Source organism: Micromonospora noduli, from assembly GCF_003264475.1.
GTDB lineage: Bacteria > Actinomycetota > Actinomycetes > Mycobacteriales > Micromonosporaceae > Micromonospora > Micromonospora noduli.
This window is the reverse complement of record NZ_PYAC01000001.1, coordinates 1,147,796-1,166,275: the sequence shown is the minus strand read 5'-3', so window position 1 is coordinate 1,166,275 and position 18,480 is coordinate 1,147,796. Positions and strand designations below refer to the sequence as shown.

The window sequence follows — 18,480 nt, the reverse complement described above, 5'->3', positions numbered from 1 at the left end:
GGAACTGCGTGGGCTTGGGCGGTAGTGGCCGGGGGCCACGCGGCGTGGCCCGCTGGTCGCGGAGCTTGAGCGTCGCATGCCGAGCTGACGGGTAGGCGACTCGGTGGCGATTCGAGCACCAGGCCGTATCACGTAGTCCTCCACGATGGTCCGCTCACGTAACACACGCTGCCACCACCACACCAGGCGCTGGGGTTCTCGTGCTCGGCGCTACGGGGTTCAGGTGCACGTCGGGAGTCTCCCAGCACTCGTGCGCCTTTGTTTCCTTGGATGCTGCGTCGAGGTCACCGAAGAGCAGCAAAACTCACCGTCATCGGATCATCCAATAGGGCGTGCGGTTCCTAAGTCGACAGCCGACGCCCGCTCAATCCCATGCCCACGAACAAGTCCTCCCGACAAGTCTGGTCGCCTCTCGTTGCGGAAGCGCCCTGCTGTCGGCGGGGCACGATACCGCCGCCTGCTTCGGCGGTGAGAAACAACCAGGGCCATCCGTGCTTCACGCATGTGGCCAGAGCATCGCGCCCGGCAGGCCGGTGCAGACTGCGGATGGGGGAGCGAGTCGGAAGCAACAGGGTGCCCTGAACGGCCGTGAACTGCGCCCAACGGCGCTTACTGCATCCACCCCGCCTGTGGCTCCACGTTTCCCTAGGTCCCGTCCTCTGCAATGACCTCCTCGGCGTGTCCGAACGGGTTGTCCGCGCCCTCGGTCTCAGCCAACCGGTCGGCCGGCGCCTGCGCTACCGGGTGACCGGTGTCGTCGACCAGCCCCGGCGCCATGCTGCCACCGTGGGCGTCCTGTACCGCCCGGGTGTCGCGGGCCGCCTCGTCCTGCGGCACTCCGGTCTGCTCTCCGTCACGCTGCTCCCACTCGGCCATGGGCGTCCCTTCCTCGGTCCTGACCAGCGGCGGTACCCGCACGAGTGGCCGGGAAACCGATCAATGACCAGTCCTTCGTCCAGTTCGCCACGGGAACGCCTGAGGCTAACGGTCGCTGGCCAGGCGTCGGTGTCCGCAAGGGACGCTCGGCTCAGCAGTCACATCCGTGTAGAGCGACCACACCGTCATAGGGTGACTTGCCGGCGGGCGGCCATTCTGCTGACCGCGACGTTGATGGCGAAAATTCCGACCACGGCTTCGAGGAGCACATTTCGCGGGTTCGAGTTCCAACCGTAGAGCGTCCAATTGGTCGGCTGATAGGCCAGCATAGGCAGCATTAGCGTCAGAAGAACCGCGCTGGCCGCGATCGATACCCGCACATCAAGCGCCGCGCCGACGAGGGCTGCCACCAGCCCGGCGGCCATGATGACCGGTAGGGTCAAACCGTCTGCCCAGCCATTGAGCGGATTGGGCGTTATGGCCGCTATGGTCATCGTGGCACCGAGAAGCCAGGTCCATGGTCGAGTGGCCCGTGGTTGGCGCGCTCGAAGTAGTGGCACCATTGTCAACAGGGCCAACAAGCATACCCACGTAGAAATTTGCATGATCAGGTAGAGACCTGTCCGGAGCCCCAAAGCATCGTCGTACCTTGCCCATGGCTCTACCGCGTACCTCAGGTCATTCGCTGCGGAGTACCAGATCTCCCAGCCGAAGGCGCCAATGGTTATGGGGAGGGCGAGGCGGTAGCGAGCCCAGACTGCGGCGGCCAGCGCGAGAAGCAGCAATGCGGGCGTGACCGAGCTTCGCTCATACAAGAAGCTGGCAGAATTACCAGGCAATAGCAGCCATAAGCGCCACGTGAGGGGCAGGGCTGTAAGGGCAACGCCGCACACGAGCAGGGACAGTGCGGTCGATCGCAGGGCGGAGTATCGCAAGGCGTCCCGGGAGCGGAGTTGGGCTACACCGGAGCGGACCCGCAGGCCACCCACCACGAGTGCGATGGACTCCCGAAGCCTCGGGTGCCTCCGGTCCGTCTCGCCTGCGACCAGCAGCGTTTCCAGCATCTCGTCGGCGCGGTACTGCCGGTAGGCCCGAGGGTACGCGCGCAGCAGCCACCGGTAGCGGCGCTCAAGGCCGGTCATGCCGGCGCCGTCCGAACCGTCGCCGCCGTCGACCGTACGGAGCGGTCTCGAACGACCCGAGCCGCAGCGATCAGCCGCGCCGCCTCCTCGTGCAGTGCGGACAACCCACGCTCGGTCAGCTCGTACGTGCGACGGGCGCGACCGTTGACCACCGTCTCCTCGGCCACCCGCACCATCTCCTCACCGTTGAGCCGGTCCAGCGCGGCGTACAGCGTGCCGGTCGTCAACCGCACTCGCCCGTCGGACAACTCCTGCGCGCGCTTGACGATGGCGTAGCCGTGCAGCGGTTCGTCCTGCAACGCGGCGAGGATGAAATATGTGGGTTCGCGCATCGGCGTGGAGGGCCTAGTCATGTCATCAACATAAGCAGATGGTCGACCTATCGGTCAAGCTCGAGTTCTCCGCTTCGCGGGCGCGGCGAGCGACGCCGGACTCCGCACGGTGAGGCGCGTCGTGCCTCGACCGAGTACTCGACAGCGCCGTGGCAAGCTGCTCGCTCGTCACTGGCTACCAGCCGCGATCCGCGTACGCGCGGGTCTGCCGCTGACACAGCGTGGCGATTGTGGGCGTGCTTCACGATCGACCGATGCGGCTACGGGAGCCAACGCCGGTGCCAACCAAGGCGCTCAGCCGGCAGCTCACGATCTTCGGCGGCCCGGTGCGAGCCCGGCGAATCCGAAGGCGTCAGCGTTGGCGTTGGCGGAGGCAGTAGCGCGACGTCCGCACATGCCGGTGAGTAGATGTTTTCTTGGCGGGGGCCTGGATACTTTCCGCGCATGTTTGACGGTTTCGAGGACGAGCGGGTCGATGTCGGGGAGGTGGAGCTCCGGGTCCGGTATGCGGGGCACGGGCCCGCGGTCCTCCTCATCCACGGACATCCGCGTACGGGGTCGACGTGGCATCGCGTCGCGCCGCAGCTGGTTGATCGGGGGTTCACCGTCTTCTGTCCCGACATGCGCGGCTATGGGCAGTCCGGCAAGGCGCAGATCCTCGCGGATCACTCGCAGCAGTCCAAGCGGGTGGTTGCGGCGGATCTGGTCCAGCTGATGGAGAAACTGGGCCACCCGACGTTCGCGACGGTCGGACATGACCGTGGGTCGTACGTGGCGTTGCGCCTGGCGCTTGATCATCCCGACACGGTCAGTCAGTTGGTGGTCATCGACGGTGTTCCCATCAGTGAGGCTCTTGCCAGGTGCGATGCGAAGTTCGCCCATGACTGGTACCACTGGTTCTTCTTTGCTCAGCCGGACAAGCCAGAGCGAGCCATCGCGGCCGACCCCGATGCTTGGTACGCCAGTAAGGCCCGGCCCGAGAGCATGGGAGCCGCGAATTACCAGGAGTTCCTGCGGGCCATCCACGATGCGGCCACCGTTCGGGCCATGCTGGAGGACTACCGGGCGGGCCTCGGCGTTGACCGGGCGCACGAGGAAGCCGACCGGCGTGACGGTCGTACTGTCCGCTGCCCGACTCTCGTGCTGTGGTCGACACGGGACGACATGGAAGACCTGTACGGCGACCCGCTAGCCGTTTGGCGCCCGTGGGCTCCCGATCTGCGCGGGCACTCGATTGAGTCCGGCCACCACGTCGCCGAGGAGAACCCGGACGACTTGACCGCAGCCCTGCATCGCTTCCTGTCCTGAGCCTCCGGCACCACACGACACCACCCGGGCCTTATCCACGGGTCTTCTCCCATGATCAGGTGCGCGCATCTGCCGCCGTCTCGCTGATCGACGACGCCGTCCAGATCACTCGCGATCGCCTTGAGGGCCTACGCGTACCAAACGGGCTCTTCGCGAGTGAAGGTGTAGCGGTGGGGTGAGTTACGGGGCCGAGGCGACATGCCGGTGCCATGACCTGATGTGGGGTGGTCGTTCTCCTCGATCGAGTTGTCTGTGCGGCGGTCGTTGACCCGTCTGAGCAGCTTCAGCGGGGCGGAAGCGGCAACAGGGTGCAGCTCCGCGTGACGTTTGGTGGCGATCGACCTGTGGAGTCATCCCGCCTGGGCGGGGACTGCCTCCGGGTCACCGGCGGCGTCGTGAGCGGTCATGGTCTCCTGCCGGCGGGGTTCCTCGCCCAGGATCGCGGCGTGCAGCCACGAGTCCGGGATGGCGAAACCGTCGACGAGCGTCCGCATGTGCGGGCGTAGCTCTTTGAGTAATCCGTTCACGACGCCGGTGATCGCCTTCGAGCGAGCCGGTGTGAGCCGGCCGTGCTCCAGGAACCAGCCCTTGTTGGCCTCGATGACGCTGAGCGCGTACAGGTCACAAACGCGGGAGAGTAGCGCCCGGACCGCGGTGTCGGCGGTGTCTTCGATGCCGGCGACGAACGCCTCCAGGGTGATCCGGTCGATGTGCGCGGCGGCGACGGCGAGGACGTGGTCCTGGACGTCGTTGAAGATGTCGAAGGGCCGGTTCTTCTTGGTGGCCGCGCCGTTGCGCAGGCGGCGGACCGCGCCGTCGAGGAGGTGCCTCTCGCGGTCCTCGAAAATCTTGAGCTGCCAGCCTCGGTCGGTGACGGCGACCTCGTCGTCGCGACCGGGTACGGCGCTGATCAGCCGCTCAATGAGCGACCGCGCGGCGGTGCGTTCGAGCACCATCTCGCGGACCTGCTCGGCGACGAAGGAGGCGCGCCCCCAGCCGTCCAGCGAGCCGAACTCGTCCCGGTAGCCGGTGAGCAGCCCCTTGGCCACCAGCTGCAACAGCACCGTGTTGTCGCCCTCGAAGGTGGTGAAGACGTCGGTGTCGGCCTTGAGGCTGGGTAGCCGGTTCTCGGCCAGGTAGCCGGCGCCGCCGCACGCCTCGCGGCACATCTGGATGGTGCGGGTCGCATGCCAGGTCTGCGCGGCCTTGAGACCGGCGGCCCGGGACTCCAGCTCCCGTTGCCGGTGTTCGTCGACCGGCCCGTCGCCGCCCTGCACCTCACTGAGGGCGGCGACCAGCTCGGTCTGGGCGAAGTGCAGCGCGTACGTGGTGGCCAGGGCGGGCAGCAGCTTGCGCTGGTGGGCCAGGTAGTCGTTGAGCAGCACCTCCCGGTCGGCGTCGGGTGTGCCGAACTGGCGGCGGATGTCGCCGTAGCGCACCGCGATCGTCAGCGCCGACTTGGTGGCCGCCGACGCGGCGCCGCCGACGCTCACCCGGCCGCGGACCAGGGTGCCGAGCATGGTGAAGAAGCGTCGGGAGTCGTTCTCGATCGGGCTGGAGTACGTCCCGTCCGGTGCGACCTGACCGTAGCGGTCCAGCAGCATGTCCCTCGGCACCTGTACGTGGTCGAAGGTGAGCCGCCCGTTGTCCACGCCGAGCAGGCCGGCCTTGGGCCCGGCGTCGCCGATGCGCACGCCGGGCAGCGGGTTGCCCTGCGCGTCGCGGATCGGCACCAACCACGCGTGTACGCCGTGCCGCCGGCCGTTCGTGATCAGCTGCGCGAAGACCACCGCCATCCGCCCGTCCCGGGCGGCATTGCCGATGTAGTCCTTGCGGGCCGCCTCGTGCGGGGTGTGCAGGTCGAAAGTCTGCGTCTGCGGGTCGTACGTGCAGGTGGTGCGCAGCTGCTGGACGTCGGAGCCGTGCCCGGTCTCGGTCATGGCGAAGCAGCCGAAGATTGTGCCCGAGACGATGTCCCGGAGATAGGCGTCATGGTGGCGGCGGGTGCCGAGGGCCGCGACCGCGCCGCCGAAGAGGCCCCACTGCACTCCGGCCTTGACCATCAGTGACAGGTCCACCTGCGCCAGCATCTCGCTGGCGATGATCGAGCCGCCGACGTCGGAGCTGCCGCCGTACTCGGTGGGGAAGGCCGACGCCATACCGAGCTCGGCGGGGAGTTCGGTGAGCAACCGGGTGATCCGCTCCCGTGCCTGGTCACCGGTCTCGCCGTAGACCGGGAGGAAACGCGCGTCGAGGTGCTCCCGGTGCGCGTTGCGGACTGCGGCCCACGGTCCGTCGAGCACGTCCCGCAGGCGAGCGAGGTCGATCTGATCGGGCACGGTTCCCCCTCAGCTAGCGGACATATGCGTACAGGTCGTACTCGATCAAGGATAGCGGCGCCAGTGAGCACCGACGGCGACCGTGCCACCGTCGCCGCGCCACCCCTCCGGCGTTGGTGATCTGCTAGCCGCACCCCCGCCGTCTGGGACGGACGGGCACGGCCAGCGTCACGAAAGTGGGCAGCAACCGTCATCGTTTCGGCGTCTAGTCCGGGACGTCCTTTGGGTAGCGCAAGGGGAACAGACGATATGAAAGGAGCAGCTCATGCCACGCGACACGTCAGCGATTCTGGTCAAGCTCGGTGGCTCCGGCCAGACGATCGCGGCTGCCGAGCAGGACGCTCCGCCGTACCCCGTGGCCCCGACCCGACGCTGAGTCCCGGTCACCCCCGCCCGACCGGTGTTTGCAGCGCGAACGCAGGAAACACCGAAGCGCCTGTGAGGAGGCAGCATGACCTACGTCCCCTGGTTCTTTCCCGACGACCCTCCATCGCTGTTCCAGACCGGGCCAGCCTCTGATGATGATGCCCGTCTGGCCTGCCAGCTGCTTGAGCGCATGCAGCGGGATCCCCGGTTGCGTCACGAACGCATCTGCATCGAAGTGCAGAACCGCGTTGTCATTTTGGAGGGCGTGGTCACGTGCGCTGATGTCCGCACGGAGGCCCACGCCCGCGCCTGGGGCACTCCGGGAGTGCACGACGTCAACAATCGGCTGCGCCCGTTGGAGCGGTGAACAGCGGTTGCCACGGCGATCCGCTCAGGCACACAGGTCACGGCGGTAGCCGAATGTACCGGCGACCATGCCGGCCGCGGCGGTGCCGGCGGCGACGGCGGCGAGCCGCGCGGCGACGAACACCCCGACCGGAACGGCCAGCAGCGCGTACAGGATGGACACGCGACTGTGCTCGGACTCGACCCGCGCAGGGACAAGGCCGTACTGCACCGTCAGATCGGTTATCTGGCCGGCGAGCGCCGCAGCGGGGGAGCCGTTCAGGGTGAACCGCACGGTCGTCGTCGCGCCGTCGGTGTGTAGGCCGGCAAGATCCGTGGCCGTCTACAACCAGGCCTCTATGAGCGGCGGGGTGAGGTCCTCGCTAGGCGGTCTTCACCGATGTACGGAATCGGTTCCGTCAGCAGTAGCCACCTATCTGGACGGATGTGTTGCTTGGCGGGAACAGCGCGCCGCTCTTCGCGGTAGCTCGCTGGGCGTCGCGCAGGCTGACCGTCGGTTGCTCAGAGGCCGCTGACCCAGGTGCCGCAGGCCGCGCGGACATGCGAATCGGCGGTGACCGTCCGGGTGAGGGTCACGGCCGATTGCGTGGTCGAACCGGTCAGCCGGCCGAGCAGGCGGTGTCCAGCTCCTTGATGGCGGCTTCCAGGGCCTTCTTGCTGGGCTTGGCCTTGGCGGACTTGTTGTACGCGTCGCTCAGGCCCATCATCTCGTTCTGGATTTTTTCGGAGGCGGCGGTGACTGCCTCGTTGGCGCCTATCGAGTGCGCCAGGATCGCGACCGAGCCGGCGGCCCACTGGGCACTGACCGCGAAGTGCCCGGCTGGCGGGCCGATCTTCTCGGCCTCGGTGACCTTGGTCGCGTTGTCCTTGATGTCCTTCCTGATGTCGGCGCAGGCCTTCACTGTGGCCGCGTCGTTGGCTGCGGTGCTGGTCGCTGTGGTGGCCGCGCCGCCGGTCGGGGCGGCGCTTGAGGCCGCCGGGGACGGCGAGGTTGCGGTGCCCTCAGGTTTGGGCTGCGGATCGCAGCCGGACATCGCGATCGCCGCCGCAACGGCCAAGCCAGTCAGGACGAGTCGAGTTCGGTTCATCGATGTTCCCCCATGATCTTCATGTTCGGCGCACGCTACCAGCCGCGTTCGAACGGGTGGGATCAGTTATTGGGCCGACGAGCACCGAGCCCCAGGTGTGGAGCTTGACGCGAGGCGCGTCGTGAGCGTGGACGACGGGTGCGTGCAGTGCTCGCAGGTGTCGGCCTGCGGGCGACGAAGATTGGTCTGCGTCGAGAACGTGCCCGACCGCGGCCCCGTGATGGGCTGCGAAGGCGGCGGCCTACCAGGTGTCGATCGGGTTGGTGCGGACGTGTTGTCGGCATCCGGCCACCGTCCTGTCGTCGTCATTCCCGGCGGATGGTGAAGTTCCTACACTTGTGAGCCAACACCACCTCCGATACATAATGGGCAGTGCACTGAGCGCCGCTTCAGCGACCAATGTGATTCGCCGACCCGATGGAGGCCCGTCCATGGCGTTGACCCCGGCGACTGGGGGCGGTTGCGGCGAGTCGACGCCACGCTCGCCGATTCAGTCGCCGAGGCCGGTCAATTCCGACGTCGAGTGGGACAGCTTCGACCCGCAGGCATATGTCCGGCACAACTACGCGGATCTGCGGTCCGACGATCGGGAGATCCTCTGCCGCATCCGAGACTTCTTCGCCGAGGCGAAGCTCTCCGACGCGCGGTGCGTCGACGTGGGGTCCGGAGCGAATCTGTATCCGGCGCTGTCGCTTCTGCCGTTCGCGAAGGCCGTCGACCTGTGTGAATGGTCGACGGCGAACGTGAACTGGCTGCGCATGCAGGTCGACAGCTACGACGAGCTCTGGGACCCGTACTGGCAGGTGTGCGCGGAGCACCCGGCGTACGCGGCACTGGCGGACCCGCGCCGGCGCCTGGCGCAGGTGGGCCGGGTGGTGCGGGCCAGCGTCTTCACCCTGCCGAGGCACGCCTGGAGCGCCGGCACGATGTTCTTCGTGGCCTGCTCCATCTCGGCCGACCGGGCCGAGGCCGAGCACGCGATCGGTCGGTTTCTGGACGCGCTGCGGCCCGGGTCGCCCTTCGCCGTGACGGTCATGCTCGGGTCCCTCGGCTACAGCGTCGGTCCGCGGATGTTCCCGGCGGTGTCACTGCAGCGCGCCGACGTGGTGGCCAGCATCGCGGCGGGCGCGTACGACCTGGACGTCCACGAGGTGCGGCCCAAGCCGCCGCTGCGGGACGGGTATCTGAGCATGCTGCTGGCCACCGGCCGTACCCGCGGATAGCGCCGAGGCGTGCCTGTGGGATGCGCCGACGTCGTGCTCTCGGTGCAGCGTGGCGGCGGGGCATTCCATCGTGCCCGATTGGCCGGAGTGCCGACACGCGGCCATCGAAGCCTTTCAAGGGGCACTCGACTGGCCCGCTACCATGACGCTGTACGTCATCGTGGACCATTGTGGGCACGGCAATACCAGAGGTTTCGAGTCGACGACTACAACAGACGGCGGTGGATCATGCGGATGCAGCCGCGCCAGGAGATCCTCGACATCTGGCGGGCTACGGTTCGCAGTTGCTGGGCGAACGGTGAATGGCACTGGGGTAGCCGAAGTGGTAGCAACTCGATCAGCGACGCAGAGCAACTGCTGACCCTGTTGCTCCCCGCGGCCAAGGTCCCCGTGTTGTCACTGGACGACCCGGACCGCGCCGACGAAGAGGTGATCGAGGCGCTCAGCCCGATCGGCGGCGCGATCGAGATTCCCCGCCGGCTGGTCAGCGTGATGATCGACTATTTCCGGCGGTACACCGACGACGCCGGCGCTCCGATCTTCGGTGGGGGCAGTTACCTCACCCCGCTGGAGGGCGGTCCGGAGCTCACCGACGAGCAGCGTTCCCTGGACATCGTCGACTCGTTCGCGGTGTCGGTCACACTCACGCTGGCGACGATCGGTTTCGTCAAGGTCTACCGGGACTCCACCCAGCGGCGCGACCTGTTGGCGCAACTGGACGAACTGGAGGCGATGGCGGGCGCGCGCCTCACGGCGGCGATGGTCGGTCTGCTCCGCAGCTTCAGCACCTTCGTCTTCACCTCCACCGACGAGTACGGCACTCGTCTGTGCGACATGGTCAACCAGGACGAGCTGCCGCGCCGCGAGCTGGTGGCGGCGCTGCGCGAGCAGTTGCGGGACACGATGGCGAGCCTGCGTAGCGTGATCATCGGGTCGGGCCGGGTGACCGAGGACCTGGACAACAGCGAGATGCTGTTCGAGTGCGGCTGGTCGTGGGGGATCATCTCCGGGGCCGAGGAGGTCCCGACCACCGAACCGATCGGCCTGCAGCGTGAGGGCTCCGCGGAGAATGCGCCCTACCTCTACTTCACGGTGATCGCGATGGACGCCATCGACGACCTGAACTCCGAACGCACCCGGCTGCTCGGGTTGCTCAACGAGGAGCAGCAGCGGCTGTCCCGAGCGCTGCAACTGCGCTGGGAGCTCACCCGGACGTACTGGGCGACGGTGGCGACCTTCGGCAACCGACGGCGGTGGCCCATCGAGGACATCCCCTGGCGGACGACCGACGGTGACCGGACCGACTACTACACCCTCCAGGCCACGTCGCTGGCGGTGAAGGGCCTGATCGCCGTCGGGCGCGGCGGTGACGAGGAGCTCGGGCGGATCGCCTCGGTGCTGGTGGAGCTGGCGCAGCGGGCGCGGATCACCCGGCGGGCGTCGCCCGGCGAGCCGGCGCTGTTCGTGCACGCGCCAGGCAAGCGGGTGACCCTGAACGACGACACGTCAAAGCCGATCATGACGTGGAACGTGAACGAATTCTCCACGGTGCTGCTACAGCGGGCGACCACCGTCGCCGGTCTGCTGAGCAACGCCCGACGGCGCAGTGAACTGCTCGAGCTGGCCGACGAGGTGTGGGACCACCTGCTGCTGCGGCGCATCCCGGACGGCCGGCACCAGGGGCTGTGGGACCACGCCGGTGGTGCTTTTCCCGGCCTGGCGCCGAAGCCGGACGCACCCTCCTGGTATCTGACCGAGCGGGTGGTGCAGGCTCTGGTCACCTCCGGTCAGCTGCTGTGGGAGCGGCCGTTCCCACGAGCCGGCCGGCTGGCCGACTACGCGCAGGATCTCGTCGACGAGGCCGAATACCTCTTCGACCGGGAGTTGATGCGAGGCACCTTCGACGGTGAGGCGATGCAGCGCAGCATGCGCAGCATCCGAGCCAGCCTGGGCCGGGCGCAGCTGCTGGTCGACGAGCGTCCCGGCACGGCGGCCGCGCTGGTGAACACTGTCCTGTTGCTGCTCAACGACGTCGCCACCGGGCAGCAGAAGGCCAGCGAGGGGATCTGAATGCTGGTCTTCGTCACGTCGCACAAGGGCGGCACCGGGCGGTCGGTGACCGCGGCGAACATCGCCTACCGCAGCGCGTTGTCCGGTCGCCCCACCTGCTACCTGGACTACGACTTCGGCTCGCCGACCGCCGGCATCACGTTCCAGATTCCGCAGGCCGTCAATGGCGTGGAGGGCGCCGGGCCCAACGGTGGCGGCCTGCACCGATATTTGCGCGGGGAGATCCCGTCTCCGGAGCAGTTGGACGTGTGGGGCACCTCCGAACGTGCCAGCCTGCGTCAGAGGCCCATCGGGTCCGGTCCGCTGGTGCTCTTGCCGGGGCAACGCAACGGTAGCGAGTTCGGTTTCACCAACGACATCGCCAAGCGCTGCGCCGAGCTCTTCCTCCGGCTGGAGGAGGAGTTCGACCTGACCCTGGTGGACCTCAGCGCCGGCCGGTCGTACGCCAGTCAGATCGCGCTGGCCGCCACCGCGACCTCGACCCTGCGCAAGGTCGCCGTGCGCTGGTTGGTCTTCCACCGGTGGACTCCCCAGCACGTCACCGCAGCGGCGGACCTGGCCTTCGAGGCGGGTGGGATCGTGGCCATGGGCAAGGAGTACGGCCACGAGCCGGACAGGCTACGGGAGTCGCTGCGCTTCATCCGTACGGCGGTGATCGACTCACGCGGCCCGGAGGTCGGCCACCTCGGCCTCGCCCAGCAGGCGTTCCTGCGTAAGTGCGACACGGAGCTGTCGGAGCTGGCCCGACGACGAGGTGTCGGGCGTACGACGCTGCTCGGCGAGGTGCCGTTGGATCCTCTGCTGCAGTGGCGGGAGCAGCTGATCTCCGATCACGACGTGCAATCCAAAATTGCCAACGTCAAGACGGTGGACGCCTTCGTTGACCTGACCGAGAAGCTTTTCGACGAGACGGCATGGGACACCGCGTGATCGGCATGGATGTCAGGTTCCAGGAGGCAGCTGCGGTGCGTCGTACAGAGAGCGTGGCGTACTCGCATCTGTCCGTGGAGCTGGGGCACTTCTACGCGGAGGACTTCGGCGACGGGTGTGAGGAGCTGAGGCGCAAGTTCGAGCGGATCGCGGACTGGTCGGCCGCGATCCCGGCTCTGGCCCGACGAGGGCTGCCCGCACACCGGGAGCCGCGGATCAGCACCTGCTTCATGTTGGACGACTACTTCCACCGCTTCGGTACCCCACGCGAGGTCATCCCGCAGGTGCAGAGCGCCGCGGCGGAGCACGGCCTGATCTTGGACTACGTGGCCCGGGAGTCCAGCTTCGCTCGGCACGACGGAGCCGAACTGGCCCGGTTGGTGGTCGACACACTGGTGGTGGAACCACCTCGGCACACCACCGGGAGTCGTCCACCGTTGAGCGAGTCGGGCTGGTTGTCCAACGGTAAACGGTCCCCCGGGCACGCCGACGCGCCGGCGATGACCCTGCCACGTCCGTGGTCTCCGCCGTTACAGTCCGGCGATCCCCGGCACTCCATCTTCGTCGACATCGAGCTCTGGTCCGACGAGCCGGACGCCCGGGTGTGGGCCTGCGCCCTGCTCGCCTCGGTCTGGCAGATGACCCGACTCGGCGTGCTACGGCATCGGGGCGAGACGATGACGCAGCCGTGTCAGCTCACCGGCGAGCTGCCGACGGACTGGGACGAACTGCCGGCGATCGTCCAGCTGAACCCGGCGGCCGCGCCGTTCTGCGCGTATCGCACGCTGACCCTGATGGGCACCCAGTACCTGCCGGTGGAGTTGGCCGTACGGACCATCCTCGGCCAGGTGGCGGTGCCGCCGGCGGTCGCGCAGCAGGTCGCCAAACGGGCCGGCGGCGAGGGCCTGCACCTGCCCAGCGAGCTGGTCGACCGGCTGAGCTACGTGTTCATCAGCGACTGAGCGTGCTCAGCGTCGGCACGGCTCGTCGACGGCCACCCGGCCGGCCAGGTCGCGTAGCAGAGCCATGTTGCTCACGCTGATCTGATCCCGGATCCAGTTGACCGACGAGTTCCACTGACGGCTGAACCCGGGTACCTGCTCCAACTGGTCCCAGATCGGCCGCAGCCGCGGGTGCACCCGCGCGCCGGGCAGCCACAGGTGCAGCAGGTGCTCCAGCACCGGCCGCAGCCGCTCGACGTGCTCCTGCCCGGAGGCCGAGCGGGTGACCGCGGACTCCACCAGCGAGGACAGCATGGTCAGCAGCCAGTCGTGCAACGCGAGATCTTCGCAGAGCCCGGCCACGGCGGCCGGCACGTCCTGCGGGTCGAGCACGAGTTCGACCGTACGCAGGGTGGGCGAGTCCACGGTGACCACCGCCGAGACCTCCCGGTTCGGACGCTCGTCGGCCTGTGCGGTCCAGCGCAGCCGTGTGCGGGCGGTGCGCAGTGGCGGGCGCCGGTCCAGTAGGTCTGACATCTGCACACCGTCGAGCACCCTGCCGGTGATCGCCTCCAGGTTCAGCACGTCGGCGTTGTTGCCGTGCAGGAAGCCCGCGCTCAGGTCGGCGACGTCCAGCTTGCCGACCGTCTCCAGGACGCCGGGGTTGGCCAGATAGTGCGACCACGGCTGGCGGCGCTCGCCGGCGACGACGTGGATGACCGAGGAGGCCTGCACGATCCGGCCGCCGGTGATGATGGCCCGGGTGACGACGGCTCCCACGCCACGTAACTGGCGCTTCTTGGCGCTCGGGAGCCAGCAGTCGACACCGGTCCGCACATCGGGTGACACCGCGTACAGCGATGGACGCCGGGAGGTCAGCACGGCCTCGCCCTCGATCAGGCCGAGCACTTCGGCGCTCTGCTCCTGGGCCAACGCCGTGCTGTGCTGCAGAAGGCTGGTGTGCACCTCACCGACCGTGAGCATGGCTTCCTCCGCAACGCTGCAACCGACCCGCGCTCATCCCGCGGTTTGCGGCTCATACTGATTGACGTACACCCCTGGTGACCGGCACTGACACGGATCCGCGTCGGACAACCAAAACTCCGCGAGTGCGAGATTCGACCTCGGATCCGTATCTGTTGATGGCCATCATAAGCCCGGGGTCGGCGGGAATCCCATGTACGGCGGGCGTTCGGAGTGTTCGCGGGTCGGACGGACGTGACAGCGGCTGATATTTTCAATGGTGCGGTCGCCAGCCACCCCCTGGAGTTTGCCGTTCATGAAGGTCTACATTTCGGCCACACAAAAGGACCTGCTGGAATACCGCGCTGCCGTGCACGCCGTGGCTCGCCGTCTCGAGATCGACGACGTGGCCATGGAGGCGTACGGCGCCGACATCCGGCCGCCGCTGGAACGCTGCCTCGCCGACGTCCGCCGGTGCGACCTCTACGTGGGGCTGTTCGCCTGGCGGTACGGGTTCCGGCCGCCCGGCCAGGAGTCCTCCATCACCGAGTTGGAGTACCGGGAGGCGCTCGCGGCGGGAAAGCCCTGCCTGGTCTTCCTGCTCGCGGAGGACACTCCCTGGCCGGTCGACATGATCGACCGCGATGCCGACTGGCAGCAGATCGTCGCGTTGCGCCGTGAGCTCAAGGAGCGCCACCTCTGCGCCTTCTTCTCCGGCGTGGACGACCTCACCGCCAAGGTGACCGCCGCACTGGCCGACGTACGCAGTGGCAGGTCCCCGGCGCGCGAGCCCGCCGACCCGGACACCCACCTGCCGACGGCCGTTCGCAACCAGTACTACAAGCAGTTGTCGCTGAGATACCAGGCCGTCTCGGTGGACGCGGTCTCACCGCGTCCCACCATCGGCTACCTCACCGTCGGGCTGCCCAAGGTGTTCGTGGAGCCCCGCGTCCACGAGGACGCGCGACCGGAGATGCCGCTGGCGTGGTGGCGCTGGGCCGGGTCCACGCCGGGCGACGACGTCGGAGGGCTGCCCGGGGTGGTCAACCCGGAGGAGGTGGAGCGGCTCTGGGAGGAGTACGCGGCCAAGGACGAGCTGTCGTTGTTCGATGTGGTGTCCGACCCGGGCCGGCGCACGATCGTGCTGCTCGGCGACCCCGGCTCCGGCAAGTCCGCAGCCGCGCGGTACCTGGCGCTGACGCTGGCCGAGGTCTGCGTCGAGCCTCGACTGCGTGCGTTGGACCGGTACCTACCCGTCCTGATCGAGCTGCGCTCCTACGCCACCCATCATGGGGACGGCCGGTGCGACGGCTTGCTCGACTACGTCGGCCACCGCCACCAGCAGGGGCTGGCCGGTATAGACCAGGACGTGCTGGAGTCGTACCTGCGCCAGGGCGGCCAGGCGCTGTTCCTGTTCGACGGCCTGGACGAGGTGTTCGACCCGGCGCAGCGGGAAGAGGTGGCCGCACAGATCGCCACGTTCGCCAACGAGTACCCGGGGGTGCTGACCGTGGTCACCTCGCGGGCGGCCGGCTACCAGCGGCACACCTTTGCCAACGCAGGCTTCGACCACTTCACCCTGGAGGATCTCGACGACGAGCAGATCGCGAGGTTCCTCGGCAACTGGTACCGCTACGTGATGCCCACGTCGGCTGCGGAGGCAGAGCGGCAGCGGCGGCAGATCCTCGACGTGGTGGGCAGTTCTCGAGCGATGCGCGAGATCGCCGGCAACCCCCTGCTGCTGATGCTCATGGCGATCGTCGGCCGGGGTCACCCGCTGCCCCGCAACCGACGCCGGCTCTACGCGCACGTGACCGACGTACTGATCTCCGAGTGGGATGTGACCAAGCAACTGCGCGAGAGCCACGGCGACGTCCCGTCGCTGGACCTGCAGGCGAAGCGTCGGCTGCTGCGTCACCTGGCGTATTGGATGCAGTTCCGCGAGTCCGGCCCTGCCGGAAACTACATTGAATCCGACGAATTGGCGCGCATCTTCCGGGACCACCTCGTCGCGTTCTACGGTTTTGAGAATGAGCGGGCGCTCGCCATGGCCTACTCGATGATCGACAAATTGCGGCAGCGCAGCTTCATCCTGGAACGTTACGGACTGCGACTGTTCGGGTTCGTGCACCGCGCGTTCCTGGAGTTCTTCTGTGCCGAAGAGATCGTGGACAGATGCGAGCACGATCCGACCTGGGGCCCTGATCGTCTGCGTTCGCTGTTTCGCGAGCGCTGGGCCGATCCGTCGTGGCGGGAGGTGCTTCGACTGGTTGCCAGCGCCCTGCCCGCCCAGACCGCCAACGAGCTGGTCACCGTGCTCGCCACCGAGGCCACTCAACCGTGGCCGCCGCTGAACCTGACCGGGCCGCCGTGGAACCTGGTGCTGGCGGCGCAGTGCGTGGCTGAGGCGCCGCAGCCCGCCGAACTGGCCGGCGCGGGCGACGCCGTGCTGCGTCAGGTCGTGCGTCTCATCGAGCATGGCATCTCCGCCGACGACCCGAACCTGGTGGATCTCACCGAGCAGGAGCTGCTGTCCTCGATCCGGGCGCTCGGCCCGAGTTGGCCCGGCCGGGAGATCTTCCTGCACTGGTACCGCCGCCGTGGGGTCCGGACCAGTTGGCGATCCGGCTCTCCCTTCGCCACCCGGATCGCGGCGGTGCTGTCCACCGCCGAGGAGCAGATGGAGGACCTGCTCGTCCGGGAGCTGGGGCAGGGCCGCGAGCGGCAGGCCCACCTCACCCTGGTCGCCGGGCTGGCCGAGGCTGCCGGCCGCCTCGACGCCACCGGCGGCAGCAGTCACCGATGCCGGGACATCCTGCTCGCCCAGGCGCAGGCCGAGGTCTCCACCGCAGTGCGGCAGGCCGCCGTACGCGCACTGGTCGCCCACTTCGGCGCCGACCTTGACCTCGTGGACGTGCTGCGCGACCTCGCCAGCTCTCCCGATCTCGCGGTGCGGGCGCTGGCCGTGCAGTCCCTCGGCACCCGGCCCGAACTCTCCGACGACGTCCGCCAGGTGTTGGCCAGAGCCACCGGGGACACCGCCGTCGCGGTGCGGCGAGCCGCCGCCGGAGTGCTCACGGCGCGTTGCGCCGACCTGCCGGACGCACCCGAGACGATGCAGCGACTGCTGGCCACCGACACCGACCCCGGTGTGGTGCAGTGCGTGCTGAAGGGTCTGCTGGTTCTGCCGGAGTATGCCGAGACCGCACGAACCACGGCGTTGCAGCGGGTCACCGGCGATTCCCCGGACGAGGTCCGACGCTGCATTCTGACCGAGCTGCTGCCCGAGCGCCCCAGCCCGGAGAGCACCGAGCTGTTGCTGAAGCTGGCCGGCTCGGACACGTCCGCGCGGGTCCGCGTGGTCGCCGTGCAGCGGTTGGCGCTCGTACCCGACCCGGAGGGCCGCTGCCGGGCCCGGCTGATCGATCAGATCGAGCAGGACGAGGAGTCCTCCGTGCGGGCCGCCGCGGTCACCGCTCTGATCGACCGGGACCGTGCCGACGACACCGGGTGGACCGTGGTGGCCCGCTCGGCTCACGTCGACGAGGACGCGACGGTACGCCTCGCCGCGGTGCGCGCGCTTGCCGAGGCCTACCCCGACCACCGCACCGGGGAACTGCTGCTGGAGAGCGCTCGACGCGATCCGACCGCGAGCGTCCGGCTCGCCGCGGTCGACCTGCTCACCGGGCGACCGCTGTTCGGCCACGCGACCCGAGATCTGCTCATCAGCCGCGCCTCCCAGGAGCGGGACCCGATCGTCCGGCTGCGGGTCACCCGTAGCCTGGCCCGTCTCGCCGACCCGGCGGACCTTGAGGTGCGGGAGTGCCTTGCCGAGCAGGTCAGTCGGGACCCCGACCCGAACGTGCTGTGCGCCGCCGCCCAGGCGCTCGCCCGCCACGGCGACGCCCCGGGCCTGATGGAAACACTGTGCCGGCGGGCCCGCCGAGACAGCTACGTCGGCATCCGGTTGGCCGCCGTACAGACCCTCTGCGCGTACGGGAGCCCGGAACTGGCGACCGACGTGCTGCTGGAATGCGTCGAGTCCGACACCGACCCGACCGTGTTCGATGCGGCCGTGCGCTGTCTGACCGAGCAGGGCTCGGCATCCATGGCGGTGACGCTGCGGCTCATGCGCCGCCTGTCGGACCAGGACCCGGCGATCCGCGCCCGCATCGCCGCCGCGCTCGGCGAGCACTTCGGCGCCGACCCGGAGGTTCAGGTGCTGCTGGTCGGGCTGGTCCGCGACGATCCGGCCCTGGAGGTTCGCCGCCGCGCCGTGGAGCAGTTGGGCGCCGGCCTGGCCGGCCGCACGGGGGTGCGGGACCTGCTGCTGCGGCTGGCTGACGACGATGACTGGGAGATCCGCCGGACCGCGCTGCTCGCGTTGACCCGTCACTACGACAGGGATACCCGGACCCGGGAGGTGCTCGTGCGGCTCGCGCATCAGGAGGATGACGGCGCGGTGCGGCGGCTGGCCGGGCAACTGCTGGCCACGCTGCCCGACACCCGACCCGACGACTTTCCGTGATCGATCCG

14 protein-coding genes are annotated in these 18,480 nt (G+C 68.5%); 7 read left to right on the top strand and 7 right to left on the bottom strand.

The window, feature by feature from the left end; translation table 11 throughout:
- Positions 1–645: 645 nt before the first annotated feature.
- From MED15_RS04970 to MED15_RS04960, 3 genes are all read right to left on the bottom strand, one after another.
- A complete protein-coding gene (locus MED15_RS04970; protein WP_112583155.1) occupies positions 646–876 on the bottom strand; it encodes a hypothetical protein in 231 nt (76 codons plus the stop codon).
- 185 nt (positions 877–1,061) lie between these two features.
- Positions 1,062–2,018: a hypothetical protein gene (locus MED15_RS04965; protein WP_112726933.1), complete on the bottom strand. Its 957-nt coding sequence runs from the start codon at positions 2,016–2,018 to the stop codon at positions 1,062–1,064.
- On the bottom strand, positions 2,015–2,371 hold the full coding sequence (locus MED15_RS04960) for a PadR family transcriptional regulator (RefSeq protein WP_112583157.1): 357 nt from the start codon (positions 2,369–2,371) through the stop codon (positions 2,015–2,017). Before MED15_RS04960 ends, MED15_RS04965 begins: the two co-directional genes overlap by 4 nt.
- 423 nt (positions 2,372–2,794) lie before the next feature.
- Between MED15_RS04960 and MED15_RS04955 the strand changes: the two genes are divergently transcribed.
- Positions 2,795–3,658: an alpha/beta fold hydrolase gene (locus tag MED15_RS04955; protein ID WP_112734864.1), complete on the top strand. Its 864-nt coding sequence runs from the start codon at positions 2,795–2,797 to the stop codon at positions 3,656–3,658.
- Between the two features lie 350 nt (positions 3,659–4,008).
- On the opposite strand, the gene MED15_RS04950 is transcribed toward MED15_RS04955, so the two are convergent.
- Positions 4,009–5,997, bottom strand: a complete 1,989-nt coding sequence (locus MED15_RS04950) for an acyl-CoA dehydrogenase family protein (protein WP_112602247.1) — start codon at positions 5,995–5,997, stop codon at positions 4,009–4,011.
- Between the two features lie 451 nt (positions 5,998–6,448).
- Here MED15_RS04950 and MED15_RS04945 point away from each other — a divergent pair, with 451 nt between their 5' ends.
- Positions 6,449–6,730, top strand: coding sequence for a BON domain-containing protein (locus MED15_RS04945; RefSeq protein WP_112734863.1), 282 nt, complete (start codon positions 6,449–6,451; stop codon positions 6,728–6,730).
- A gap of 24 nt (positions 6,731–6,754) precedes the next feature.
- Here the strand turns inward: MED15_RS04945 and MED15_RS33165 are convergent, their stop codons facing one another.
- Together MED15_RS33165 and MED15_RS04940 are read right to left on the bottom strand one after the other, a co-directional pair.
- Positions 6,755–7,003 (bottom strand): hypothetical protein, encoded by a 249-nt coding sequence (locus MED15_RS33165; protein ID WP_146766683.1) that lies wholly within the window; start codon positions 7,001–7,003, stop codon positions 6,755–6,757.
- Between the two features lie 325 nt (positions 7,004–7,328).
- Complete coding sequence (locus MED15_RS04940; RefSeq protein WP_146766682.1) at positions 7,329–7,817, bottom strand: hypothetical protein; 489 nt, start codon at positions 7,815–7,817, stop codon at positions 7,329–7,331.
- 431 nt (positions 7,818–8,248) lie between these two features.
- On the opposite strand from MED15_RS04940, the gene MED15_RS04935 reads away from it, so the two are divergent.
- The 4 genes from MED15_RS04935 to MED15_RS04920 all read left to right on the top strand — a co-directional run bounded on the left by MED15_RS04935 (position 8,249) and on the right by MED15_RS04920 (position 13,002).
- Positions 8,249–9,040, top strand: a complete 792-nt coding sequence (locus tag MED15_RS04935; RefSeq protein WP_112583161.1) for an SCO2525 family SAM-dependent methyltransferase — start codon at positions 8,249–8,251, stop codon at positions 9,038–9,040.
- Between the two features lie 228 nt (positions 9,041–9,268).
- A complete protein-coding gene (locus tag MED15_RS04930; protein ID WP_112734861.1) occupies positions 9,269–11,110 on the top strand; it encodes an SCO2524 family protein in 1,842 nt (613 codons plus the stop codon).
- Positions 11,111–12,040 carry an SCO2523 family variant P-loop protein gene (locus MED15_RS04925; protein ID WP_112583163.1) on the top strand — a complete coding sequence of 310 codons (930 nt, stop codon included), beginning with the start codon at positions 11,111–11,113 and terminating at the stop codon, positions 12,038–12,040.
- On the top strand, positions 12,025–13,002 hold the full coding sequence (locus MED15_RS04920) for an SCO2522 family protein (protein WP_258397746.1): 978 nt from the start codon (positions 12,025–12,027) through the stop codon (positions 13,000–13,002). The genes MED15_RS04925 and MED15_RS04920 overlap by 16 nt, the downstream gene beginning before the upstream one ends.
- 6 nt (positions 13,003–13,008) lie before the next feature.
- Here the strand turns inward: MED15_RS04920 and MED15_RS04915 are convergent, their stop codons facing one another.
- Entirely contained in the window at positions 13,009–13,965 is a 957-nt protein-coding gene (locus tag MED15_RS04915; protein WP_112734860.1) for an SCO2521 family protein, read from the bottom strand.
- Between the two features lie 295 nt (positions 13,966–14,260).
- On the opposite strand from MED15_RS04915, the gene MED15_RS04910 reads away from it, so the two are divergent.
- Positions 14,261–18,472, top strand: coding sequence for a HEAT repeat domain-containing protein (locus tag MED15_RS04910; protein ID WP_167457585.1), 4,212 nt, complete (start codon positions 14,261–14,263; stop codon positions 18,470–18,472).
- Positions 18,473–18,480 lie beyond the last annotated feature (8 nt).